This window comes from Flavobacterium sp. CF108 (assembly GCF_900129795.1).
Taxonomy (GTDB): domain Bacteria; phylum Bacteroidota; class Bacteroidia; order Flavobacteriales; family Flavobacteriaceae; genus Flavobacterium.
Map to the genome: position 1 here is coordinate 18,510 of NZ_FQWW01000004.1, position 25,857 is coordinate 44,366.

The window sequence follows — 25,857 nt, forward strand, 5'->3', positions numbered from 1 at the left end:
TTCAGTCGTCTAACATTTTAAGCACCTGGATTTATTCAAGTAAAAAAAATCGTACTTTCGATTTCATTTATTGAATATCTAATTGTTAGAAGTTTCAATCATCAATCAAAACGCATCATTCATTACCTAAACCCATAACCCAGCATTATGAAAAAATCAATCAAACTCATTGCACTCTACGCAATATTATCACTTTTTACAATAACTACTTTTGCGCAGGACAAGACAAAACAAATCGAAGATCTTTTAGCTAAATATACTGAATACGGCCAGTTTAACGGATCTGCTTTGGTGGCAGAAAACGGAAAAGTAATCTTTAAAAAAGGTTTTGGTCTGGCTAATATGGAATGGAATATTCCTAATCAATCTGATACTAAATTCAGATTAGGTTCGATCACCAAACAATTCACAGCATTTTTAATAGTAAAACTGGCTGAAGAAGGAAAAATAAAACTAGATGTTCCAATCACAACTTATTTACCGGATTATCCAAAAGAAAATGGCGATAAAATCACGATTCATAATTTGCTTACACATACATCCGGAATTCCAAATTATACGGCTACACCAAACTTTCTTAGAGATAAAAGCCGTAATCCGTATTCTCCACAAGATTTTGTAAAAACATTTGATAAACTGCCGCTTGAATTTAAACCGGGCGAAAAATTTAACTATAGTAATTCCGGATACTTTTTACTGGGTTATATTATCGAAAAAATTACAGGTAAAACCTATGAGCAATATTTACAGGAAACTATTCTTACGCCTTTAAACCTTGTAAATACAGGTTTTGATCATAGCGAAATTATCCTTAAAAACAGAGCCGCCGGTTATGAAAAACAAGGCAAAAACTATGTTAACTCTTCTTTTATTGATATGAGTATTCCTTATGCTGCAGGTTCTTTATATTCGACTGTAGAAGATTTATATCTTTGGGATCAGGCGCTTTATGGCAATAAAATACTTTCAGAAAAATCAATGGAATCTTTATTCAAACCTTATATAAAATCCTGGGGAGATGAATCTTATGGTTATGGATGGTCTTTAGAAGATGTTAATATTGAAGGTAAAGGCAAATTAAAAATTATTGAGCACGGCGGCGGCATTAACGGATTCAACACCATCATTTCCCGCGTGCCTGCTGATAAAAATCTAGTTGTTTTATTGAACAATACCGGCGGAACAGTTTTAGGCGAAATGAACGAGGCTATTCGTAATATTTTATACAATCAGCCTTATAATCAGCCTAAAAAATCAATGGCACTTGAACTTTTAGATATTTTTAAAGAAAAAGGTACAACTGCAGGTTTAGATACTTATAAGAAACTAAAAATCGATCCAACTTACGGTATTAAGGAAGGCGACATGAATAATGCAGGTTACCAATTATTACAAGCCGGAAAAAAGAAAGAAGCAATCGAAGTTTTCAAAATTAATGTAGAAGCTTTCCCAAAATCAGGAAATGTTTACGATAGTTTAGGTGAAGCATATTTAGCCGATGGAGATAAAAAACTGGCCTTAGCTAATTATTCAAAATCAGTTGAACTTGATCCTTCAAATGAAAATGGAAAAAAAGTATTAGAAGAACTTTCAAAAAATAAAGCGAAATAATTTTTAGAATATCTCTTAAAATCAACTCCGGTAAAATCGATTCAAAATCTGTTTTATCGGAGTTCTTTTTGTTATAACTTGTAACATTGAAACCCGATGATTTATCATAAAAAATATTATTTTAGCCGTACCCAAAACAACTAAAATAACCTATGAAAAATCTAAAAAAGCACGCTTTTCTGGCTTTATTCCTATGCCTTTTAATTCCAACAATTTGTATTTCGCAAGTAAATCCGCCGTCTCCGGCAATGCCTTCACAACAAAATAAAATTATTGTCGACAAAATCATAGAAGCCACACATTACAAAAACTATGTAATTGATTTTTGTTTAGCTAAAATAAACGAAGCTTCTGCAAAAGAAGGCTGGAACGAACAAAAAGCAATGGAAATTACGGAAAGCATTAACTACAAAAATTTCAGAGATGCGATTTACAATCTTTTTGTTGTGTATGATGAAGTGGAGTTAGAAACTTTGCTAAAAGCATACGAAAAAGATACAGCTTATCAAACCCAAAATATTATGACAACTAGTAAAGTCCTTACTAATAACCTGAATATTTTTGCAAATGATATTGTGAAGGGGAAGTATATTTCTAAGTAAAGGTTCTGAGGTTCTGAGATACTAAGGTTCTAAGTTTAGGCTCAAAGGGACAAAGCAACAAAGGTTCAAAGGTTTTTAAGTCTCAATATCTTTGTCAAAGTTTGAAACTTTGACAAAGATTTCGTAACCCACAACCTGAAACCTGAAACTTGAAACAAAACAAACTATCCTTTAGGTTTCAAAACCAGTTTAGTCGACGTTTTTATAATCTCTTCTTTATTCAATTTCATTTTTCTGAATTTCCCAGCGTTATACATTTCGGCTTGGTCGCTGTAATGTTTACTGAACGGATTTCCTGATTGTCCTGTTGGCAGAATACTCCAGCTGTTTTCAATATCAGAAAAATCTACAATTCTTCTCGTTGAAGGTCCGCCTTTTACATAATACTTTCCTTCATTGGTTAAACCGAAAAATAAATTATTGATAACTTCATTTGAACCCGGTGAAGCAAAAGGCCCTACATTAAATAATCCACGAAGTGCCGCGACTTTTCCTAACGGATGTTCATGTTCAACCGTATGAACTTCTCCCCATTTCCAATCAGCAATTGTGGTTCCCAATTGTTTTTGAAGATCTGAAATCGCTTCATGAAATGATTTTGAAACAATGTCTTTTCTGGTTTCTTTTACATTTTTGGTTTTGATATTATCCCACCAAACCGAATTTTCATTTTTAACCTGATTGGCAATAACTTGTTTTCCAACAGAAATTCCCAAAAACATATTAAAATTGTCCTCGCCCATTTCGTCTTCAAAAGTATTCTTCAGATAAAGATAAACCCATTTATTATAAATCGTTGGCGCAACATCTTCCATGTTTGTAGTTCCTTTCCATGATTTTAAAACTTTTATAGCTTCTTTTTCTGATGCCGAAACAGCATTAAGATCAATATTCGAAATTAGATTTTGAACCGTTCCAACTGCAACTTCAGATGTATTATCATAAATCATTTTGCTGATTGCTTCTTTATCCCAATCTGATTTTGCATCCATTAAACCAGAAATTCTTTTTGCACGATCTTCCGGCAGATAATATCCCGGATATAAAAACCCGTCAATTGGTTCCGGTTGATTATTTGCTGAATATACATAACCCCATTTCGGATTTTCAGCCGATGGGTTTTTCGAAAAATCTAAATATTCTACAATATCATCTTTCCCGCTTGAACCGTCTAAAATTAAATGTGTATTTACGCCTTTGTTATGTTTATACAATTTTCCTGTCGCCCACCAGCCCACATTTCCTTTAGCATCGCCGTACATTACATTTAATCCCGGCGCAGCAATTAAGCTGGCAGCCTTTTTAAAATCCTCTTTATTTTTAGCATGCGAAAGACCATAAGCAGCATCCAAAATTTGAATGGGCTGATGCGTGTATGTCCACAACATTGCAATCGGATTTTTACGATCCAATCGTTCCAGTAAATCATTCATGATTGGCCCGTGTCGGCTTGACTTAATTGTCAGCACAACATCCGAAGTATCTTTTACTTTAATCGTCTTTTTTCTGACTTCGTAATTCGCAAAACCTGTTGGTGTTTGATATTGATTAGAATCTCCATCTTTATTTTTTTCCTGATAAAAATCGATGTCATCATTTTCAAACATCGTTAAACCATAGGCATAATCACGATTGTGTGCCAATAACGGAAACGGAGTTCCAGCCAGATAACAGCCGTACAATTCATGTTTTGGAGTTACAATATGCGCTTCGTACCAAGTTGCCGGCTGCGAAAACCCAATATGCGGATCATTGGCAAAAATCACTTTTCCGCTCTTTGTTTTATGCGGTCCCGCAACCCAGCTGTTACTTCCTATAAATGGCGGAATTGGAGATTTGTCCAACAATGCCGTAATCAATTTTGAAACAGCGGTATAATCTTCAATATTTTCTTTCGAACTTTTGATCTGCGTATTATTGAATTCGCCTTCAATTCCTAAATCTTTCAAATATTCAACGCCGTATTTATTTCGAATATCGGTCAATAAAGGATCTGTTTTTTGAGCCATTGCAAAACTAAAAGACATATAGCCGAAGATATTGTAAACATCTTTTATCGTGAATTTTTCCTTTTTTATTCCAACCAATGTAAATTCAACTGGCGTTGTTCCTTCATCTAAATATTGATTAATTCCGTCCAGATACGCTTGTGTCAATTTATAGCTTTCACTGTTTTTATCTAATTTGGCAATGGCTTTCGCCGAAGCTTCTTCGATACCAATTCCGGCAAAAAACTTGTCATTTTTAAGTGCCACAGACCCGAAGATTTCTGATAATTTTCCCGGAGCAATTCTGCGGAGCAATTCCATCTGCCATAATCTTTCCTGCGCATGAACATATCCAAGCGCTGTCATGGCATCTTTTTCAGAATCGGCATAAATATGAGGAACACCATATTCATCAAAATATACTGTGGTTTCTTTTTGGAGATTTTTCAATTCTATTTCTCCTTCATACTTAGGTTTCAAATGAAAAATATAAGTACATAAACCTATTCCAAGTACAACAATAAGCACTACTAAAACCAGCAGAAATTTTTTAAATCTTCTCATATTTTGCAAAAGTATAAACCGTGATGTTTGTAAAATGATGTAATCAAAAAGAAGAATAATGTAATAATCCTCCTTTTTTAAAGCCTAAATTTATGTATTTAAAATCAATCTTATAAATGTCAATATATAAAAAAATAGCAATTGGTGTGATTTCTCTTTTCCTACTTGTGATTTTAGCAAATATTGGCCTGAATTACTGGATTAAAAAACAGCTCCCGATTATTATTCACGAGAAAAACAAAACCGTTTATAATATCAATTACGAAAAAATTGAAATTTCTCTTTTTTCTCGAAATATCTACGCAGAGACATTATTAGTAAATCCGAAGAATCAGCCGAAAGACAGCAAAAACGGTCTTTTCTCTAAAATTGAATCTATTACAATAAAACATTTTAATATTTGGGATTTGGCTTTCCGTGATATTATTCAGGCTGAAAGTATTATCATCAATAAACCCAGAGTGATTTTATATAAAAAAGGCGAAAAATTGTTGAATAACAGTAAAAGTATCAAAAGTGAAATTTTTGAACCTTTCCGAAAAATTGTTGCTGTTTCGAATATTTACTTAAATGACGGAACGGTTGATGTTGTTTCTTTAGATACTCAAAAGCCAATTTTCAGCATCAAAAAAATCATTCTGAAATTAGAAGGAATTTTGCTGACCGATGCCACTTTGAAAGAGAAAATTCCGCTGCAGTATAAAAGCTATGCCTTGGTTATTGATAGTTTATTTTACAGACCGAGTGCTTTTTACCATATCAATATTGGAAAAATAAGTACCGAAAAGAATTTTCTGAAAATCAATAATTTCTCTAATCTCCCGCAATTTAACCGACGAGATTTTACCAAACGTTTAGATAAAGAAAAGGACATTTATACCTTAAAATTCGATTCGGCTCAAGTTTCAAAAATGGATTGGGGTTTTAAAAACGATCGTTTTTTCTTTAAAGCAAATTCACTTGTAATCAATCATTTTGATGCAAACATTTATCGCGGAAAAATGCCGAAAGACGATTTAAGCAAAAAATATCTGTACAATCATTTATTACGAAATATAAAATTTCCGCTTCAAATAGATACTTTACAGGTTTTAAAATCCAAATTGATTTATGAAGAAGAAATTGATTTCTCGAAAGGTCCCGGAATTTTAAACTTCGATAAATTCAACCTACAGGCAACCAGCCTGCGAAGTGGTTTTGGTCTCAAAAAAACCGATGACGTGAAAATAAAAATCAAATGCATTTTCATGAAAACGTCGCCTCTTGATGTCGATTGGAGTTTTAATGTTTTGGATAAAAAAGACAGTTTTCATATTCAGGGCGTGATTTCAAATTTTGATGTAAGGGCAATGGGGCAATTCAGCCAACCTTATATGAATGCAATATTTACGGGAACTTTTCATAAATACCGTTTTAATTTCTATGGAAATGATAATATTTCAAAAGGAAATGCTTCTTTAGATTATGACGATTTAAAAGTGAAATTATACAAAAAGAAACATCCTGAAAAAGAAGCCAAACTCAAATCTGCAATTGCTAATTTATTGGTCAAAAACGATTCGAAAGACAAAGCCAAAACCGCTGATGTTGAGATTGAAAGAATTCAGAAAAAATCATTCTACAACTTTTTATGGAGAAGCATCGCAGAATCTTTGAAGAAGATTTTGATATAAACGCACCTCGTCAATATAGCCTGCGGTTTCAACCGCAGGAACACAATGTATTTCCGCAAAGAAATCCCATAACGCATTCTCACAATACGTTCCCCGTGGTTGAAACCACGGGCTATATTGAAAAAATATACGCAAAGAAAACACAGCCTGCGGTTTCAACCGCAGGAACGCAATCAATATCCGTAATGATTATCTGTTTTAAAAAGTTGAATGGATTAGTATAGTTTTTTCGCCACGAATTTTCACGAATTATTTTTTTTAAAATCCTGCGAATAAAAATTCGTGGAAATTCGTGGAATTCGTGGCAACCAACCCACAAACCTGACAATTATCAGCTTTTAAAAAAATCCTTTTTTCAATATTTGCCTTTATTTTAATCTGAAAACAAATGGCAAAAATACCTTTACACACTTTTCATATTCCGGTGATGGGTCTTGCATATACAATTGACAGCCCAATTCGCGTGGCGCAATATGGAATTTCGTCTGTTGTTGCTCTCGCTGATGATGACTTGATTGAGAAGATGCGTAATTTTTACAGCGCTAAATTCAATATTCCGTACGAAGAAATCACACAGAAATTTCATGATTACCGTGCAGAGAGAATCACTTCTTATCTAAATTTAGTTGACAAAATCGTAAAAGAAAAATTTGAAAATTTTAAAACAGATTTAGCCGAAAGCAAAACTTCTCTTGAAAACTTCATGTCGATGCTTCCTAATACTTCTGACATTAAAAAAGGATTTCAGAATTTACTGGATGATGGAATTGCTTTTAAAGAAAATATTCAGAATTATATCGAAACGAATCTTTTTCCGGGAGAAATTGACGTTAATATTATGACGAAACTGGACAAAGATAATTTCATTAAAAATGAACAGCTTCCAATTGAATTTAATGACGCTCACGCCGCTTTAAGAGGTTTTGCAAATAGTAATCTGGAATCGTCTGTTGTGCTTTCTGCAGGAATGAATCCGAGATTGTTCGGTTACTTCGAAAATTTCAAAGATTTTTTCCCGAATGAAAATAACCAACTTAAAAAGAAAATTATTTTAAAAGTAAGTGATTTTCGATCGGCTATGATTCAGGGAAATTTCCTTGCTAAAAAAGGTCTTTGGGTTTCTGAATACCGAATCGAATCCGGATTAAACTGCGGCGGTCACGCCTTTGCCACTGATGGACTCTTACTAGGCACCATTTTAGAAGAATTTAAGCAGAAAAAAGAGCAATTGGTACAATCGGCCCATGATTTAATGATTAAAGCTTTACAGCTAAAAAATCAGGTTTTTCCAGAAAAGCCTTTAGAATTGAAAATTACAGTTCAGGGCGGAGTTGGAACTGCCGAAGAGCATGAATTTTTATTAGATGAATATCCAGTCGATTCTGTTGGCTGGGGATCTCCATTTTTATTGGTTCCCGAAGCTACTTCTGTAGATAAGGAAACCCGAAATTTATTGATGAATGCTAAAGAAGATGATTTTTATTTAAGTAATATTTCACCTTTGGGAGTTCCGTTTAATACTTTGAAAGGAACTACAAATGAATTTTTAAAACAAAAAAGAATCCACGAGAATAAAGCCGGAAGTTCATGTCCGAAAAAATTCTTAGCATTAAGCAAAGAATACGATCTGCATGGAATTTGTACAGCTTCAAAAAAATATCAGGATATTAAACTGGAAGAATTAGAACGCATAAAAAATACTTTATCTGCCGATGCATTTGAGAAAAGCAAAATCAAAATAACCGAAAAATCATGTTTGTGTGTAGGTTTGGCCAATGCTTCTTATCTTGAAAATGATATTCAAATAAAAGGCCAGGCTCAAGGTGTAGTAATTTGTCCTGGGCCAAATCTAGCATATTTTGATCAGGAAGTTTCTTTAAAAGAAATGGTACAGCACATTTATCAGGGGAAATCGGTTTTGAGAACAGACCGCCCGAATTTATTTGTGAAGGAATTAAAAATGTATGTTGATTATTTTAGAAATGAAATTGAAATGATTTCTGGAGAAGTAACCGCAATGCAGATAAAAAAATGGAATTCTTTTAAAACGAATATTTTAGAAGGAATCGAATATTATCAGAATCTATTTTCATCCACTTTTTATTTTAAAACCGAAGAAGAAAAAATCAAAAATCAATTCGATTTTTATAAATCAGAATTAAATGCGATCCAGATTCCGAAACCAGAATTAGTATAAAACAAAACGCCGATTTAGAAATTCTAAATCGGCGTTTTTAGTATATAGTTAAAATCTATTCTTTCTTCTTGTTCTTGCTGTCAATAACAGCACCTGTACCAGTTCCTAAAGCAGCACCGGCCAAACCACCAATAATAGCACCTTCACCTTTTTTCTTACTCACAATTGCTCCGGTTGCAGCACCAACTCCGGCACCAATTACAGCACCTTTAGCAGTTGCACTCCAGCCTTTCTTTTTGGCAGTTGTGGTGGCTGTTCCATCATTTTGATGTACGACAACAACTTTTTGAGATTCAACTTTTTGCTCTTCTTTAATTTTAGCCATTTCAGTTTTCATTGAATCTATTACACGTTGTTTGTTAATCTCAACTTTCATTGAATCAATACTGGCTTGTTTGGCTTTGTTTATATCATCTTTACTTTGATTTTGACAAGAAGTGATAAGTATTACCGCTAATAATATATATAAGCCTTTCATGATTGTAGTTTTTAAAATTATACACTACAAAATACGCAATATATCCCGTCCCGATTATTACATGATTTTTGAGAAACGTTATAAGATTAGAAGATTTTGTGTTTTGCTCGCAAGATTTCTATTCAAAACTGAATGGTTTAATCTCGCAAAGTCGCAGAGACGCAAAGTTTTTTTAGCCACAGATTAAAAGGATTAAAAAGATTTCAAATTACGTTGGAAATTTTTCCCGCAGATTTTGCAGATTAAGCGGATTAATCTTTTGATATACTTTGTCAAAAAATCTGCTTAATCTGCAAAATCTACGTGAAATAAAAAACTTTGAGAGATTAATTAACTCCTACTAAGTTTAATAGCGTCCAGCTTTAGCTGGATGAAAATATAAACGCAAATCAAAAAGGCTTTAGCCAAACTATACACGTTTGGCTAAAGCCTTTCAAATTTCATCTTTAATACCTCCAGCTAAAGCTGGAGGCAATTTAAAAAAAATCTTTTTAATCCTTTTAATCTGTGGCTTTAAATAAAAAAACTTTGCGCCTCTGCGACTTTGCGAGATTATTCTTTTTTACTTACCTAAAATTCCTTTTTTCAGGATTTGCCCAAAATCGTACATATCTTCATAAGAACAATATAAAGGAACTGGTGCCAGGCGAATTACATTTGGTTCTCGCCAATCTGTAATAACTCCGTTTTTCATTAAATAATCGAATAAACTTCTTCCTTCTCCATGCAGGAAAACAGACAATTGTGAAGCTCTTTCTTCAGGATTTGTTGGTGTAATAATTTCAAAAGTACTTTCTACTTCTTTGTCAATTTCATGTAGAATAAATTCTAAATAGGATGTAATATGATCACGTTTTTTAATTAAAGCATCCATTCCAACTTCAGCAAACATTTCTACAGAAGCCAAATACGGCGCTAAAGATAAAACTGGAAGATTACTAATCTGCCATCCTCCTGCTCCGTGAACGGGATCGAAATTAGGTTCCATTTTAAAACGGCGTTCTTTGTTATGTCCCCACCAGCCTGCAAAACGAGGTAAATCCGGATCGTTATGATGTCTTTCGTGAACAAAAACTCCAGAAGCATTTCCTGGCCCTGAATTCATATATTTATAACTGCACCAAGCGGCGAAATCAACATTCCAGTCGTGAAGTTCTAATTTTATATTTCCGGCAGCGTGTGCTAAATCCCAACCTACTTTTGCTCCGGCTTTTTGTCCGGCAGCCGTAATGGTTTTAATATCGAAAACTTGTCCGGTGTAATAATTTACTCCGCCAATTAAAACTAAAGCCAATTCATCACCAACTTCTTCGATTTTTGCTAAAACATCTTCAAGACGAATATTGTGTTCTCCTTCGCGACGTTTAATTTCTACAATCGCATCTTCTGGTTTGTATCCATGAAAATGAACCTGACTTTGAAACATATATTGATCTGATGGAAATGCTTTTTCTTCGCAGATAATTTTATAACGTTTTCCTTTTGGCTGATAAAAAGATACCATCAGTAAATGAAGATTCACAGTCAAAGTATTCATAACCGTAACTTCTGACGAAATTGCTCCCACAATTTTACTCAACGGTTCAGCAAATCTTTCCTGATAATCCCACCAAGGTTTCTCGGCATAAAAATGACCTTCGACAGCAAGTTCTGCCCAGTCGTTCATTATTTCGTCAATATAAGCTTTGGTGCGTTTTGGCTGTAATCCTAATGAATTTCCGGTAAAGTAGATTACTCGTTTGTCGTTTACTTTAGGAAAAATAAATTGTTCCTGATAATGGTTTAATGCGTCTTTCGAATCTAGCTCTCGTGCAAATTCGCGTGTATTTTGAAAAGTCATTGTGTTTATTTTGAGTCGTAAAAATAACAAAAATTTCGATTATTGTTTTTTTTGTTTCAGGTTTCACGTTTCACGTTGATATGGTTTGTGAAATTTAACCGCAAAGTTCACAAGGATTTTTATCAAGGTTGACGTTTACAAACGCTAAGTTCGCAAAGCTTTGCGTTCTTTAGCACTTGGCAAACACAAACTGAGCAAAAAATCCTTGCGAACTTTGCGGTTAAACACACAACGAACTTCAAACTTGAAACCTGAAACTTGAAACAAAACTATTAAAAACAAAAAACCCGACAGGTTTTAAAAACTTGTCGGGTTTCTTTATAAGATAAATTCTAATTATAGAATTAACATTGCGTCTCCGTAAGAATAGAATTTGTATCCTTCTTTGATTGCTTCGTCGTATGCTTTTTTCATTAAATCATGCCCACAGAAAGCAGAAATCATCATTAATAATGTTGATTTTGGTGTGTGGAAATTCGTAATCATACAGTTTGCAATACTGAAATCATGAGGGGGGAAAATAAATTTATTTGTCCATCCTTCGTAAGGATTCAAAGTATTTGCAGAAGAAACAGAACTTTCAATTGCACGCATAGAAGTTGTTCCTACTGCACAAATACGTTTTTTCTTTGCTTTTGCTTCATTTACGATATCACAAGCTTGTTGATTAATGATCAATTCTTCTGAATCCATTTTGTGTTTAGATAAATCTTCAACCTCAACTGGATTGAAAGTTCCTAAACCTACGTGTAAAGTTACCTCAGCAAAATTTACTCCTTTGATTTCTAATTTTTTCAAAAGGTGTTTTGAGAAGTGTAAACCAGCAGTTGGCGCCGCTACAGCTCCTTCTTCTTTTGCGTAGATTGTTTGGTATCTTTCAGCATCTTCAGCAGTAACTTCTCTGTTGATGTATTTAGGGATTGGCGTTTCTCCAAGTTCTGTTAATTTGTTTCTGAATTCTTCATAAGAACCATCGTATAAGAAACGTAATGTTCTTCCACGAGATGTTGTATTGTCGATTACCTCAGCAACTAACGAATCGTCGTCACCAAAATAAAGTTTGTTTCCGATACGGATTTTTCTAGCCGGATCTACTAAAACGTCCCAAAGACGCTGCTCTGAATTTAATTCTCTTAATAAGAAAACCTCAATTCTAGCTCCAGTTTTTTCTTTGTTTCCGTACAAACGTGCAGGGAAAACTTTTGTATTGTTAAGAATTAAAACGTCTCCGTCATCAAAATAGTTGATAACATCTTTAAACATTTTATGTTCTATAGTTTGTTTTTGACGGTCAATTACCATTAAACGAGATTCATCTCTATTTTCTGCCGGGAATTCAGCTAAAAGTTCTTTCGGTAAATTGAAATTGAAGTGTGATAATTTCATATTTGAAGTTAGATTTTAAAATATCAATCTTAGATTTTTTTATCTAAAATTTTAAATCGCCTGCAAATATACGATTGTGAGATAGGCGTTGTCAAGTGTTTTGACGTTTATTTTCAAAAGTCCTTGATTTAGTGAGGTTTTACGATGAGCTAAAACACATTATTTAAATTAATTTTAACGTTTTTGAACCATATAAGTTATATAAGTTCATATTAACTGGATTTTTACATACTGTTTAAACCCGACAGGTTTTAAAAACCTTCCGGGTTTGCTTTGTAATGCGCATAAAAAAAACCTCTGGTTGAAACCAGAGGCTATGTTTTTCTTAAGCTTTGTATCGAGCTTTTATTTAAATGAACTTATATAACTTATATGGTTCAAAACTTTACAATTCTGAAACTTGGAAGTTTAAGGCTTTTAAGTCATTCCAGAAATCTGGGTATGATTTTGAAACTACTTCGGCATCGTCGATAATAATTGGTACTTTGATCGCAAGCGGCGCAAATGCCATTGCCATACGGTGATCATTATATGTTGCAATATGTATATCGTGATTAATATTTCCTGAACGCTCTAAAGTTAAACTGTCATTGGTTACTGATATGTTTGCTCCCAATTTTGTAAGCTCAATTCTTAAGGCTTCAAGTCTGTCTGTTTCTTTAATTTTTAAAGTATGAAGACCTGTTAAATGACATCCAATTCCTAAACCTAAACAAGTTACTACAATTGTCTGCGCGATATCCGGCGTGTTATTCAATTCAAAATTTACATCCTGATAATTAAATCCTGCTGCTTTTTCCAAAGTCATTTTATTATTTTGGAAAGTAGTTTTCACACCCATTTTTTCATAAAGAGAAACTAATTCTGAATCTCCCTGAAGGCTGTTTTCTTTATAACTGCTTAAGGTTATTTTTGCAGCATCGGCCAAAGCCACAAGACTAAAGAAATACGAAGCCGAACTCCAGTCAGATTCTACAACCATTTCTTTTGATTCAACAGATTCTTTAGGATAAACTTTAATTATGTTTCCTTCAAAACTTGTTTTTATATCTAAATCATTTAACAAAGCCAAAGTCATTTTGATATAAGGAACTGAAGTAATTTCTCCTTCTAATGTCAATTCTAAACCATTTTCTAATTTTGAAGCCACTAATAAAAGTGCCGAAATATACTGGCTGCTTACATTAGCTGCTAAAGTAACTTTTGAATCGGTAACTTTTTTTCCTTTGATTCTAATTGGCGGATAACCAACTTCTTTTTCATAAGTAATCTCAACTCCCAATTGGCCTAATGTTTCAACCAAAATTTTTATTGGGCGTTCCTGCATTCTGCTAGAACCTGTCATTACAACTTCTCTGCCTTCGCTTACGGCAAAATATGCGGTTAAGAAACGCATTGCAGTTCCTGCGTGGTGAATGTCTACAATTTTATCATTGCCAATTAATGCTTTCTGCATTACTTCGCTGTCATCAGAGTTTGAAGTATTGGCTAAGGTAATATTTGGAAATAACGCTTTTAGTAATAATAAACGGTTTGTTTCGCTTTTAGAACCTGTGATATTTAATTGTGAATTATCAATGGTGAATTGTGAATTCGTACTTAATTTTAAATTCATTTTTTTAATTGTAAGTTGTGAATTATGAATTATGAATGATTAGAAACTTAATTCAGCCCCGCAATTTACCACTCCCCATTCATAATTCAAAATTCAAAACTCATAATTCAAAACTTATGAGTGATATTTCACAATTATTTCAATTTATCGTTGTTTTTGTGACGATCTTTATCCCTAACCGATTTTAAGTCCATTTTTTTATCAAAAGCGGCTTGTAAATCAATTCCGGTTTGATTCGCCAGACATAAAACTACAAAAACAACATCGGCTAATTCTTCGCCTAAATCTTTGTTTTTATCACTTTCTTTTTCAGATTGTTCTCCGTAACGACGAGCAATAATTCTGGCAACTTCTCCTACTTCTTCTGTAAGTTGTGCCATATTGGTTAATTCGTTAAAGTAACGAACTCCGTGTTCTTTTATCCAGGTATCAACGTCTAATTGTGCATTTTTCAAATCCATGATTATATTTTTTTAAGGACTATTTTTTCATTTTGACTCGCAATAACTTTTTGAAACATATTTTTCAGTCCAGTATATTGTTCTGCTGCAAAAATACTGCTGTTAATTTCTTTTGAGCAGGTTATTTGAATTTTATTTCCTTCGGCAGAAAAATTTAGCATGTAGATTATATTTTTATCTTCTGTCGCAATTCTAATAGGCTGTGGCAGAGATTCTACTTGAAAACCTTCTGGAATTTCGATATTCACATTATATTTTTGCTGATTTTTATATCCAAAATAAACCGGCATAACCCTTTGTTCCTGATTAAATGGATTCTTTGTTCTTGTAAAAAACAATAATGGGCTTACGAAAATTTTCCCTCCTATTATATCCGACTGACTGCCTGATGTAAAAGAAAAAGTTTCCAGAATTGGATCTTTGATATTTGATTTTTGGTTCTCAATTTTATAATTTGAAATAGTCAAGTTTCCTAATTCTGTTTCAAACTTTTCAAGATAATTATCCTGAGTTTTAGCACCATTTTCTACTCTAAAATGATAGGCATCATAATCTGTTCGAAGAATTCTGACCTGCCCGCTCATTTTTCCATCCTGATCTATTTTTGCCATCAAATTATAACTTTCTTTGGAAGGATTTGAAGGTTCTAAATCGATCTCTAATGAAGTTCCATCATTTTTTATAAGTCTTCCTTTCCAGTTCAAAACATTTAAAGGTAAAATATTTGGAGAAGTATACTTGTGTGTTGCGTCAAGCAGAAATTGTTTTCCGTCAATTTCTGCCGCGGCAATTACATAATTAAATCCGGTTCTGGTAGGATAAACAGGCTGTCCGTTTTCGATTGTACTTACTAAAACCGGATTTGCCTCTATTCCTGCCAGTCTAAGCATATTGATCAAAATAAAATTAATTTCGGCAACATTCCCCGTTTGATCTGTATATGCTTTTTTAGTTCCTTTATCTGTATAATAACCATAGTTTTCATTCCAGTTCATTTTGTTTTGAACATAAGTAAAAACCAGGTTAAGTCTTTCGTTTTGAGCTTCTACATTTCCAATTAATCGTTTTACATCCTCGACTAAAAAACTGCTTTCATTAAGTTCTTTCCCGAAGCTGTCATCTTTAAAAATTGTTTTTGCCACACCTTCCCAAGTCATCGTATAATCTTTTACGGGTTGTTCCGGCATTCTTACTCTTTCCAGCTCGTGCTTAATTGCTCCTTTGTAATTTTCAATGTTATTTACATACGGTTCCTCATATAAAGCCGGGACGTTTTTTCCTGAATAATAGGCTTCAATTTGTCGATACGAAAATGATTTGGTTTGATTGTGTTCATTTTCGTATGTTTGACCTCCCGTAGAGATTTTAGAATCAGTTTCCAGCGGAATTCCGCCTATCAAAATTGGTTTGTAAATATAGAATTCTGGTATTTCTGTTTTATAATAAAAGTAGTTAACCGGAATATCGTATTGAATATCAAAGTCAGGGAATTTTACAATATTCTCAGACTTTAAAATATATTTATATTCGATAACAGAACCCACTTTTACATTTGGTAGTGTAATCGCTTTTTCTTTCCAGTAATTATTGATTTTTTTCTTAAATGCCCCTTGATTCTCCAGTTTAGTTTTTACTATGGCTTCATTCTCCAGATTATAGGTAATTGCATCTGAAAATTCTAAGCGGTCTTCGTTTAAGTTTTCATAACCTATATAAAATCGGACTTTTTGATCAGCCCATTTCAATCCTTCTTTTTTATAAATTTTAATTTTGACTTCGCAGACATGGTTTGCAGAAAATCCAACGTCTTTATTGTAACTAAAATAGGTTCTGCCTTTTTTAAACAATATAGCTGCTGAGGCACTGCTGTCTATAGGATGTACTTTTTCCTGAAGTTCTGCTATTGTTACTTTTCCCAATTGATAATTTTGAGATTGTACTTTTGCAATAAAAAGTAATAAAACTATAGCAGGTAAAAAATTGGACAACTTCATATTATATTCTTCTTAATACTATTTTTTCTGTTTGTTTTGCAATCATGGTCTTATAATATTCTTTGAGCATTTCATATTTTTCTATCGGAAATATGGCTCCATTGATTTGATGCACAATTGACAACTGTACTATATTCTCTACAATTGCAATATCAAATTTAAAGACTCCCAAATTGTCTTCCATAACTACTCCTAATGATTTTGGCAAATTTTCGACTGTGAAATTAGCCGGAATTGTAATTGTAATCGCATATCGTTTTGCAAAAGGAAACCCAAAATCGACTGGATATTCTCTTTTTTCTTGCTTAAAAGGATTTTTTTCATTTAAGAAAAAAAGCATCGGGTTTACATATATTTTATCTCCAATTATTTCAGAAAGATTTGATCCTGTAAAAGAAAATGATTCAGAAACTGGCTCTGAAATTTCATTTTGATTTGTCCTTTTATAGTTACTTATTTCAATTTTGCCGTTTTCATTTTCTAATTTCTCAATATAAGTTTCATCATTCTCTTTGGCTGTTTTTGTTCTAAAATTGAATGCATCATAATCTGAATATTGTCTTCTTGTTTTTCCTTCTATTTTTCCATCTTCTTTAACCTCAAAAATCATAGAAACAAGGTCATTTGAGTTTTTCTTAGGCATCAAATCCACCGTATCTGAAGTTCCATCTTTACGAATTAATCTTCCTACCCAGTTCAAATCTCTTAACGGCAAAACATTTATTGTTGAAAATTCATCTGTAGCATCTAATAGGGCAATTCCTGTTGGGGTTTCAACTCCTGCTATTACATAATTAAAACCTTGCGTACTAGGAAAAAAGTTAATTCCGTTAGATCTGGTGCTTATTAAAACCGGATGCGCCTCCAAACCTGAATAACGCAGCATTGCAGTCAGCATTAAATTAATATCTGCACAATTTCCTGTTTTATCTTTGTATGCTTTTCTTACACCTTTATCACAGCTATATCCTAAATAATTATTCCATTTTATGTTAGATTTTACATAATTAAGAATTGCTGTCATTTTATCTTCGGGCCTTGTTTTACCTTCTAAAAGTAATTTAAGATCTTCTTCAAAATATCCTGTTTTATTTAATTCCGGTCCAAAATCTTCATATTCATAAATTGTTTTTGCAACAGTTGGCCAATTTGTAGAAAACGATTTAAAAAACGTTCCCGGAATAGAGATTGTTTCAAGTTCGTGAGAAATAGAGGCACAGTAATTTTTTATATTGTTAACGTAGTCCTCCTCTTTCATTGCTGGCAGATTTTGAAGACAATAGGTAGTTTCCTTTGCTAAATAAGTATAAGTATTACTTGCAATTTGACTCGTTACTTTGGGAATAAAAAAGCCTGTGAAATTTCTTTTAAAAGTAAATGCATCAGGAATTATTGTTTTAAATTCTGAATAATTTACCGGAATAGTTTTTTGAAAATCCCAATCTCGGATACCGCCTCCGTTAGTTTTAATTTTATATTCGATAACAGAACCTTCTTTAACATCCGGAAAAGTGATTTTTTTTAACCAATAATTTTTATTGTTCTTATCAATAAATTCACTTTCAGGTTTTAATTTAGATTTTATAATCTTTCCGTCTGTTAAATTGTATGTAAAAACATCCGTTAGGCTAATTGTATTTAGTTTTCCCGCTGGAAATGCAAACTGTGCATTAGCCCAATCATATCCTTCTTTCTTGTAAATTTTTATACGAATCCGGATTGTAGTATGTGAATCATTATTATCTATTTCAGAAATCCCTTTGCAAAATAAAATTGCCGCAACAGCTCCAGAATCGAGAGGATGTACTTTTTCTTCAAGTTCAGCAATAGTTACTTTTCCTAACTCGTAATTTTGGGATTGTACCTTTACAATAAAAAGAAAAAATAAAACAAATACTGAACTTGAAAATTTCATACTTAAATTCTTTTTAATACTATTTTTTCAGTCTCTTTGGCTATCATTGCTTTGTAATATTCCTTTAGCATTTCGTATTTTTCAGGTGATACAATCGCCTCGTTTATTTGATGCAAAATTGATAATTGAAGCACGTTTGCACTTGCAGCAATATTAAACTTAAAAGTTCCCAAATTATCCTCCATAGATATAGCTGCCGGAGCTGGTAATGTCTCAACTGCAAAACCTTCCGGAATTTGAATTGTAATATTGAATTTATCCGTAAAAGGATAACTAAAATCTACAGGATATTCTCTAACCTCTTGTGTAAAAGGGTTCTTATCTTTTGTAAAAAACAGCATTGGGCTTACATAAATTTTACCTCCAATAAGTTCACATAAATTTGTTCCCGTAAAAGAATAGGTCTCTGTTATAGGCTGCAAAATATCTTTTTCATTTGTTTTAACGTATTCGCTTATTTCGATTTTATTGTTTCTATTTTCCAGTTTTTCAAGATATTCTTCTTCCTTCAGGCTGCTAATGTTATCTCTCGTAATCATTGCATTATAATCTGTAGATTGTCTTCTTGCTTTTCCTGTAATTTTCCCATCGGCATCAATACTGTATGTCATAAAAACATAATCATTGGATGTTTTTTCAGGCATTAAATTTATTTCTTCAGATGTTCCATCTTTTCGAATTAATCTTCCTGACCAATTTAGAACTCTTAAGGGTAAAATATTTGGAGTTGAAAGTTTCTCAGATGCATCTAATAAAATATATCCGTTTGGAGTTTCTACTGCCGCAATTACATAATTAAATGCTGTTCTATTTGGAAATAAAGCTATCCCGTTAGAACGCGTACTAACCAATACCGGATTTGCCGTTAAACCAGAATAACGCAGCATTGCGGTAAGCATTAAATTAATATCGGCAATATTTCCTGTTTTTTCTTTGTATGCTTTTCGAACTCCATTATCACAGCTATATCCTGTATAATTGTTCCATTTTACACTAGACTTGACATGGTTAAAAACAGCCCATATTTTTTCCTCCGGAGTGTTTAGACCTGTCAGCAGTTTTTTCAAATCCTCTTCAAAGTATCCTGTTTTGTTTAATTCAGGTCCAAAATCATCATAATCATAAATTGTTTTCACTACAGAATTCCAATCTGTTGAATAGGGTTTCATTGGTCTGTTAGGAAACTTTGTCATTGATAATTCATGAGAAATAGAAGAAGTATAATTATCAATATTGTTCACAAAAGCTTCCTCTTTCATTGCCGGGAAATTCTCAGCTACATATGTTGTTTTAGTTTCTGAATAGTCTATTTTATCCTGAGTAAATTCTGTTCTAACAGCTCCGCCGCCAAATCCTCCTGAATTATATCTTTCTTTCGAATTTATAATAATTGCTTTGTTGTTTTTTTCCGAAGTTACTTTAGGAAAAATATATCCTTTTTGTCTTGGACTAAAAACATAATATTCAGGTATATAAGTAGAAAATTCAGAATAATTTACCGGAATGCTCGTTTGAAAATCCCAATCACGAATCATTCCGTCACTCGGACTTTTAATAGTGTATTTAAATTCGATAACTGAGCCTTCTTTAACATTTGGCATCGTTATTTTTTTTCGACTTCTGTATTTACTCACAACTTCATCAAATATACCATCGCTTTTTAGTTTGGTGCCTTCGACTTTACCCCCAACTAAATTATATGTTACAGCATCATTGAATGTAACTTTTTCTCTAAAATCGCTATTATAAATGTATAAGACTTCATGGTTTGCCCAATCATAGCCTTCTTTTTTATATATTTTTATACGTGTTTCAACATCAGTAATTGTCACAAAACCATCTGTTTGATCGTATTCAACTCTGGCTTTTCCTCTTTTAAACAATATAGCAGCTGCGGCTGATGAATCTTTTGGATGCACTTTTTGTTCCAGCTCTGCAATAGAAACTTTTCCTAATTTAAATTCTTGTGCACTTGCTTCTGAAATAAACAGCGAGACAATTGCCAGACAAAAAATTTTAATAATGTTCATTTGTATATGATTGATTTTGGTTAGTTTTTATTTAATATAATTTTTGCATTGTCATTTCTTGACACCTGCTCTATAAAAAGACGGTATTCATCATATTCTTTGTTTGAATACTTTCCTTTATTTACAAACATAGAGCGTTTGTAAATCAGTTTATTATTGTCTTTTTTGATAATTTCGGTTTTGTATTCTCCAAATTTCCCTTTTAATTCAAAGTTTGAAGGCAGAAATTCTATTGAAAAACCAGCTGGAAGATTGATTTCGATTTCATCTGTATCTAAATATCCACGCTGAATTTGAAATGGATTTTTACGGTTTCTGATTCGTTTTATACTTCCCGTATATTGATTAAAAGCATCAACCACAAACATCATTTTTGTACCCGTAATTGTTCCGTAATTTGAAGCATTAATCTGAGCATCTTCAATAAAACGAACATTTTCCTTATCGTTTGTAAAAGTTATTTTGCCCAATTTCAAATTATTGATATTATCCCAATAATCTTTGTAATGTTCTTCTTTTTCATTGGGCTGCATGGTTTCAACTCTTGATTTTGAAGCGTATTGACTTCCTTGTGATGCAATTTTTAAAACACCTGAAAAATTTCCGTTTTCATCAATTGTATAAGTTCCTTTTCCTTCCTGCGTATTTCCTTTATCATCATAAATTTTAGTACGAACAATTTCTCCTCCTTCAGGTTTTACTACTAAAACATCACGGTCATCTGTAAAAATGCCCTGATATCCAAAAGGATCATCCTGACTTGTACATTCTAACCAGATATAATTATTCCCGTTTGGAACGGCAAGAATCATATGATTGCCCTGCATCGAAACAAAATCTGACTGAATATCTAACTTATAACGATCTCCATATAAAATGGTATTATAAGATGGTACATCTACAACCTCCAGAAGTGCTTTTGTATAATTTGATAGTGCTTTACAATCTCCATAACCTAAACGATCTACATCACTGGCAAACATAGGTTTCCATCCTCCTATACCAACTGCAATATTCACGTATCTGGATTTTTTTTGAACATAATCGTAAATAATTTTAGCTTTCTTGACAGGATCTTTTTCGTCTCCTACAAGTGCTTTTATTTTTACTTTGGTTTCATCTGGTAAAACAGTAGTTCCGTTTAAGATTTTTTCTCCGTACCATTTTCCAAATGCTTCCCATGTAGCAGCTTTTCCGTCAACTCCTTCTAAGTGAAAATTTTCTAATCCCATCATAACTTTAGGAAAAAGCTCTCCGTAAGAGGGACTCAAATCTTCTTGTTTCTGAACCACAATATTTGTTGCTATATAACTTAAATTCGTATCAGTATCTGTCGGTTTTTTAATATTGAAACCATCAAATCGGAATTCTTTCTTTTTAAATCCCAATTCTTTAGGAAAAGTAACATTCAAAACACATTTCTCTACGCTTAGATTATAAGCTCCCAAGAAATACCATTGCGGTATAAAGGCTGTATTTGAAGTTTCTGTTTCACAGGTGTAAACAATTGTAAAAGGATATGAGATTGGTGTATAATCTAAATAAAGTACCCGATTATCTGAAAACAGCGTACTGCCGCTAACTGCGCTTTGATCTCTAAAATCTTTTTTCCTGATTTTTTTTATCTCATTTCCTAATGCATCATAAACTATGGCTTCTATATTTTTTATTGAAGTAGTTTTATCATAATGCGCATAGGCATCAATATCATTTAAACCTTTTTCATTTAAGACAGAAACAGCCCTTTGGGTTTTTATATTCATGCTTCTTTGTGAAGCAATAATAATATCCATCTGATCTAATCGAACAACAGCATTAGCATTTTGTTTAAGACTGTCAGGTATAAATAGTGTAGAATAATTGTTCTTCTGAGCAGAAGAAACAAAAGAAAATAAGACAAAAAACAGCCCGCAAAAGGTAGATTTCATTAGTAAGTAATTTCGTCAAATATATATTATTTTTAGAAATTCTTAACATTTGTTGAGTTATTTTTACTCTTTGTTTTTGCTATCGATTATGATCGTTACAGGGCCATCATTTAATAAGCTGACTTTCATGTCAGCACCAAAAATTCCGGTTTGTATTTTCTTACCAAATTCTTTTCCTAAAGCTTTCACAAAGTTTTCGTACATAGGAATTGCAAACTCAGGTTTTGAAGCTTTTATGTAAGATGGTCGGTTTCCTTTTTTTGTAGAAGCGTGAAGTGTAAATTGACTGACAACAATAATTTCACCGTCGATATCCTGAACCGAGCAGTTCATGACATCATTTTCGTCACCAAAGATTCTCATTTTTATGATTTTTCCGGCAAGCCAGTCAATGTCTTCCTGAGTATCGGCATCTTCAATTCCAACTAAAACTAATAATCCTTTTTTAATATCGGCTGTTTTTTGACCATCAACGGTTACTGATGCTTCGGAAACTCTTTGTACGACTACTTTCATTATTACAGAAGGTGGTTTTATGCCACAGATTAAAGGATTTAACAGATTTTAAATTCTAGCGTTAGATGCACTGCAGTGTATCTCTACATTTGAATACTTTGTCTTTTTGGAATTTGGAATTTGAAAAAATTGGTATTTCAATTACTTCCTTGTTTCATCACTCGCTGCACGATCATCACCATAAATATCAGTACGATAATGTTCTTCATCGCCTTCTAATATTTTTAGATAACTATTGTAACGTGACCATGCAATTTCATCTTTTTCTAAAGCCGCTTTTATAGCGCAATGCGGTTCTTCTTTATGCAGACAATTATTAAACTTGCATTGATCTTTCAGTTTGAAGAATTCCGGAAAATAACCGCTGATTTCTGATGGCTCCATATCGACGATTCCGAAGCCTTTTATTCCCGGAGTATCGATGATTCGGGCATCAAAAGATAAATCATACATTTCGGCAAAAGTCGTTGTATGCTGTCCTTGTTTGCTTTGTTCTGAAATTATAGAGGTTTTTAAATGAAGACTTGGTTCCATTGCGTTTACCAAAGTTGATTTTCCAACTCCAGAATGTCCGGAAAACATACTTACTTTTCCAATCATCATTTCTTTAAGTTTATCAACACCTTTGTTTTCTGTTGATGAAATTCTGAGGCATTTATATCCAATTTCGGTATAAATATGCTGTAAATAAAGCTGATCGTCTAAAGTCTGTTCATTGAGGGTATCGATTTTGTTGAAAATCAAAACTGCTTCGATTCCGTATGCTTCTGCAGTAACTAAAAAACGGTCAATAAAACTTGTAGTTGTGGGTGGATTATCAATTGTAACCAGTAAAAAAACCTGATCAATATTTGATGCAATAATATGTATTTGCTTTGACAAGTTAACCGATTTACGAACAATGTAATTTTTTCTTTCGTGAATATTATGAATTGTACCTGTAACGGCATCCGAAGTTTCTTCTAATTCATAATCGACAATATCGCCTACAGCAATTGGGTTAGTACTTTTAATACCTTTCATTCTGAATTTCCCTTTCATACGGCATTCTATAAAATCTCCTTTTTCAGATTTTACGGTGTACCAGCTTCCTGTAGATTTATATACGATTCCTGTCATTCTTTAATTTTAGATTGCTGATTTTAGATTTTAGATTCAAATCCTAAATCTTTGCAAAGATAAACGATTGTTTTTCGTTTAAAGTTCAAAAGTTTAAAGTTTTTAATCAGATATACGCTGACTGTGGCTATTAAATAAAAAAGGTTGTGAAATGATTCACAACCTTTTTACATTTTTATTTTTCTAATAATAGTCGTCCCAGTTTATCTTGTTTCTTTCTGGAAGAATATAAAATCAACTCGCTTTCGTTTTTTCTATAATAAACTCCTGGGCGAAGTACCAATTCATTTTTAACAGCCTCTTCAGGATCTTTTCTTGTAATTGCTCCAGTTTCGTCAAATATAAAAAGAGACGGAACTGCATTATTATAATTTCCTAATGCTTTAATTTTTTCAATATCTGTGATTCCTTTATTTTTTACATTATCATTAAAAATTACATTCAATTTACCGTCTTTGTACATCGGTATTGCTCCTAAATATTCCGGGCCTTTTCCTAAATCTACCAAAGGAATCATTAACGAAGCTCCAACAGTAAAACTGCCATTTCCTCCAATAGCTCCCAAAGACAATGACATTGTCGTTATCGATGCCACTTGTTCTTTTGGCAATACATTACTCCAATCTAATGAACCGTCAGGTTTTAGAGATGTTACGATAATTTCGTTTTTTGTATAAGTAACCGGAGTAAATGCTAATGGTCCAAATCCAGAACTTTTACCAACATATACATATTGCATTTCCGAAAGAACAATTAAACCTCCATCATATCGTTCAATAATTGTAGTAATGGTGTAACGCGGTTTTACATCTTTGCCATTTTTAGCGCGGCGCTCCCCTATTAATTTAACTTTTGTTTCATAATCAAATTCATCAAATTTTACCTCTGGACTAGCTGTACTTGCTAAATCTAATGTTGCATTATAAATTCCTTTTAAATCTCTATTTCCTTTTCCATTATCTCGCACACTCGAATAAAACCCAACAAGTTTTAAGGTATGTTGTGCCGTAGAAATCATTTTGCAATTAATAATTTCTTTCCCTGAAATGTTTATATCAACAACTTCTTTTTTATAAGAATTGACTTTTTTAAACTCATGAATTTGAAATTTTTCAATTTGCTCTTTCTTTTTAGAATCTCTGTAACTTTCGTTGATAACTAAAAACACATCGTTTTCAAAGTTTAATTCAAAATCTGAAATAGTAAATTCATAATCTTTTTTACTATCGTCAAATTTTACTTTTTCAGCATTTGAAAAAAGCACGTCTAATTTGTCATCAAATAATTTTACTTCATACTGAACAGAATCTTCTTTCGAGAATAAAGAAGTATGCATAACAAGCAAAGATTTTTCATCCTGAGAAAGTTTAAAATAAAAATCTCCTTTTTCAGATTTTCTTTCTACAACAGAATTAAATAATAAGATTGATTTATTACTCAAAGCACCAGAATCTGAAATCCCAAGACCAACCAGGTTAAATGTTTTTTCTTTTCTATTGTAAACACTTCCTATTGCATATAGCTTTTCGTTTAATAAAAATATTTCTTCAAAATCAACTTCTCTATCATCCAGTTTTGGAATACTAATAGGATTTGAAGATATCATTTTCATTGATCCTGATTCGAAAATTTTCAAGAAAAAATCTTCCCTGCCTGCAAGAGCTAAAGCATAAATTTTATTATTTGCTTCACCAACAATTTTTATAATTTTTTGTTTGTCATCTGGCAATTCATCGCCATAAGTCATTTTTAAATTTTCAATCTTATTCTGGGCATGTAAATTGGTACAGCATAAAACTAGCAGTAAAAAAGCGAAAGTAATTTTTTTCATGTATTGGTTTTGGATTAATTTATTTTAACAAAATTTTGGCTGTAAAGAACGCAAAAAAATAACCTCCTGCAAATTGCAGAAGGTTATTTTTATTAAACAATTGTAATTA

Annotated in this window: 17 protein-coding genes; 4 read left to right on the forward strand and 13 right to left on the reverse strand. The window is 32.6% G+C overall.

The annotated features are described in order from the left end of the window. The first annotated feature begins 147 nt into the window (after positions 1 to 147). The gene (locus tag BUE10_RS11825) at positions 148 to 1,611 is read left to right on the forward strand and encodes a serine hydrolase domain-containing protein (RefSeq protein WP_073485331.1); all 1,464 of its coding nucleotides are present in this window, start codon (positions 148 to 150) and stop codon (positions 1,609 to 1,611) included. A 152-nt stretch (positions 1,612 to 1,763) separates the two neighbouring features. Beyond that, complete coding sequence (locus BUE10_RS11830) at positions 1,764 to 2,213, forward strand: hypothetical protein (RefSeq protein ID WP_073485333.1); 450 nt, start codon at positions 1,764 to 1,766, stop codon at positions 2,211 to 2,213. Between the two features lie 164 nt (positions 2,214 to 2,377). On the opposite strand, the gene BUE10_RS11835 is transcribed toward BUE10_RS11830, so the two are convergent. Next, entirely contained in the window at positions 2,378 to 4,765 is a 2,388-nt protein-coding gene (locus BUE10_RS11835) for a penicillin acylase family protein (RefSeq protein ID WP_073485334.1), read from the reverse strand. 116 nt (positions 4,766 to 4,881) lie between these two features. On the opposite strand from BUE10_RS11835, the gene BUE10_RS11840 reads away from it, so the two are divergent. Together BUE10_RS11840 and BUE10_RS11850 are read left to right on the forward strand one after the other, a co-directional pair. After that, complete coding sequence (locus BUE10_RS11840) at positions 4,882 to 6,438, forward strand: hypothetical protein (protein ID WP_073485336.1); 1,557 nt, start codon at positions 4,882 to 4,884, stop codon at positions 6,436 to 6,438. A gap of 388 nt (positions 6,439 to 6,826) precedes the next feature. Beyond that, complete coding sequence (locus BUE10_RS11850; RefSeq protein WP_073485339.1) at positions 6,827 to 8,635, forward strand: hypothetical protein; 1,809 nt, start codon at positions 6,827 to 6,829, stop codon at positions 8,633 to 8,635. A gap of 55 nt (positions 8,636 to 8,690) precedes the next feature. On the opposite strand, the gene BUE10_RS11855 is transcribed toward BUE10_RS11850, so the two are convergent. The 12 genes from BUE10_RS11855 to BUE10_RS11910 all read right to left on the reverse strand — a co-directional run bounded on the left by BUE10_RS11855 (position 8,691) and on the right by BUE10_RS11910 (position 25,748). Then, positions 8,691 to 9,113, reverse strand: a complete 423-nt coding sequence (locus BUE10_RS11855) for a YMGG-like glycine zipper-containing protein (RefSeq protein WP_073485341.1) — start codon at positions 9,111 to 9,113, stop codon at positions 8,691 to 8,693. A gap of 562 nt (positions 9,114 to 9,675) precedes the next feature. After that, positions 9,676 to 10,953 (reverse strand): kynureninase, encoded by a 1,278-nt coding sequence (gene kynU / locus BUE10_RS11860; protein ID WP_073485343.1) that lies wholly within the window; start codon positions 10,951 to 10,953, stop codon positions 9,676 to 9,678. 336 nt (positions 10,954 to 11,289) lie between these two features. Then, the gene (gene queA, locus BUE10_RS11865) at positions 11,290 to 12,339 is read right to left on the reverse strand and encodes a tRNA preQ1(34) S-adenosylmethionine ribosyltransferase-isomerase QueA (RefSeq protein WP_053472529.1); all 1,050 of its coding nucleotides are present in this window, start codon (positions 12,337 to 12,339) and stop codon (positions 11,290 to 11,292) included. Between the two features lie 385 nt (positions 12,340 to 12,724). Beyond that, a complete protein-coding gene (locus tag BUE10_RS11870) occupies positions 12,725 to 13,954 on the reverse strand; it encodes a 3-phosphoshikimate 1-carboxyvinyltransferase (RefSeq protein WP_073485345.1) in 1,230 nt (409 codons plus the stop codon). Positions 13,955 to 14,088: 134 nt separating this feature from the next. Further along, positions 14,089 to 14,415: a nucleotide pyrophosphohydrolase gene (locus BUE10_RS11875; RefSeq protein ID WP_012022600.1), complete on the reverse strand. Its 327-nt coding sequence runs from the start codon at positions 14,413 to 14,415 to the stop codon at positions 14,089 to 14,091. Positions 14,416 to 14,417: 2 nt separating this feature from the next. After that, positions 14,418 to 16,409: a DUF3857 domain-containing protein gene (locus tag BUE10_RS11880; protein WP_073485347.1), complete on the reverse strand. Its 1,992-nt coding sequence runs from the start codon at positions 16,407 to 16,409 to the stop codon at positions 14,418 to 14,420. Position 16,410: 1 nt separating this feature from the next. Continuing rightward, positions 16,411 to 18,324 (reverse strand): DUF3857 domain-containing protein, encoded by a 1,914-nt coding sequence (locus BUE10_RS11885; RefSeq protein ID WP_073485349.1) that lies wholly within the window; start codon positions 18,322 to 18,324, stop codon positions 16,411 to 16,413. A gap of 2 nt (positions 18,325 to 18,326) precedes the next feature. Then, positions 18,327 to 20,354, reverse strand: coding sequence for a transglutaminase domain-containing protein (locus tag BUE10_RS11890; protein WP_073485351.1), 2,028 nt, complete (start codon positions 20,352 to 20,354; stop codon positions 18,327 to 18,329). Between the two features lie 20 nt (positions 20,355 to 20,374). Next, a complete protein-coding gene (locus tag BUE10_RS11895; protein ID WP_073485353.1) occupies positions 20,375 to 22,282 on the reverse strand; it encodes a DUF3857 domain-containing protein in 1,908 nt (635 codons plus the stop codon). Between the two features lie 63 nt (positions 22,283 to 22,345). Continuing rightward, a complete protein-coding gene (gene dtd / locus BUE10_RS11900) occupies positions 22,346 to 22,798 on the reverse strand; it encodes a D-aminoacyl-tRNA deacylase (RefSeq protein WP_073485355.1) in 453 nt (150 codons plus the stop codon). A 141-nt stretch (positions 22,799 to 22,939) separates the two neighbouring features. Further along, a complete protein-coding gene (gene rsgA / locus BUE10_RS11905; RefSeq protein WP_073485357.1) occupies positions 22,940 to 23,917 on the reverse strand; it encodes a ribosome small subunit-dependent GTPase A in 978 nt (325 codons plus the stop codon). A 175-nt stretch (positions 23,918 to 24,092) separates the two neighbouring features. Next, positions 24,093 to 25,748, reverse strand: a complete 1,656-nt coding sequence (locus BUE10_RS11910) for a hypothetical protein (RefSeq protein WP_073485358.1) — start codon at positions 25,746 to 25,748, stop codon at positions 24,093 to 24,095. Positions 25,749 to 25,857: the final 109 nt, after the last annotated feature.

Coding starts and splice junctions, on each gene's coding strand:
- dtd (WP_073485355.1), bottom strand. CDS start 22,798: ATGAAAGTAGTCGTACAAAGAGTTTCCGAAGCATCAGTAACCGTTGAT.
- BUE10_RS11840 (WP_073485336.1), top strand. CDS start 4,882: ATGTCAATATATAAAAAAATAGCAATTGGTGTGATTTCTCTTTTCCTA.
- BUE10_RS11895 (WP_073485353.1), bottom strand. CDS start 22,282: ATGAAATCTACCTTTTGCGGGCTGTTTTTTGTCTTATTTTCTTTTGTT.
- BUE10_RS11870 (WP_073485345.1), bottom strand. CDS start 13,954: ATGAATTTAAAATTAAGTACGAATTCACAATTCACCATTGATAATTCA.
- BUE10_RS11910 (WP_073485358.1), bottom strand. CDS start 25,748: ATGAAAAAAATTACTTTCGCTTTTTTACTGCTAGTTTTATGCTGTACC.
- queA (WP_053472529.1), bottom strand. CDS start 12,339: ATGAAATTATCACACTTCAATTTCAATTTACCGAAAGAACTTTTAGCT.
- BUE10_RS11850 (WP_073485339.1), top strand. CDS start 6,827: ATGGCAAAAATACCTTTACACACTTTTCATATTCCGGTGATGGGTCTT.
- BUE10_RS11875 (WP_012022600.1), bottom strand. CDS start 14,415: ATGGATTTGAAAAATGCACAATTAGACGTTGATACCTGGATAAAAGAA.
- BUE10_RS11885 (WP_073485349.1), bottom strand. CDS start 18,324: ATGAAATTTTCAAGTTCAGTATTTGTTTTATTTTTTCTTTTTATTGTA.
- BUE10_RS11880 (WP_073485347.1), bottom strand. CDS start 16,409: ATGAAGTTGTCCAATTTTTTACCTGCTATAGTTTTATTACTTTTTATT.
- rsgA (WP_073485357.1), bottom strand. CDS start 23,917: ATGACAGGAATCGTATATAAATCTACAGGAAGCTGGTACACCGTAAAA.
- kynU (WP_073485343.1), bottom strand. CDS start 10,953: ATGACTTTTCAAAATACACGCGAATTTGCACGAGAGCTAGATTCGAAA.
- BUE10_RS11835 (WP_073485334.1), bottom strand. CDS start 4,765: ATGAGAAGATTTAAAAAATTTCTGCTGGTTTTAGTAGTGCTTATTGTT.
- BUE10_RS11890 (WP_073485351.1), bottom strand. CDS start 20,354: ATGAACATTATTAAAATTTTTTGTCTGGCAATTGTCTCGCTGTTTATT.
- BUE10_RS11830 (WP_073485333.1), top strand. CDS start 1,764: ATGAAAAATCTAAAAAAGCACGCTTTTCTGGCTTTATTCCTATGCCTT.
- BUE10_RS11855 (WP_073485341.1), bottom strand. CDS start 9,113: ATGAAAGGCTTATATATATTATTAGCGGTAATACTTATCACTTCTTGT.
- BUE10_RS11825 (WP_073485331.1), top strand. CDS start 148: ATGAAAAAATCAATCAAACTCATTGCACTCTACGCAATATTATCACTT.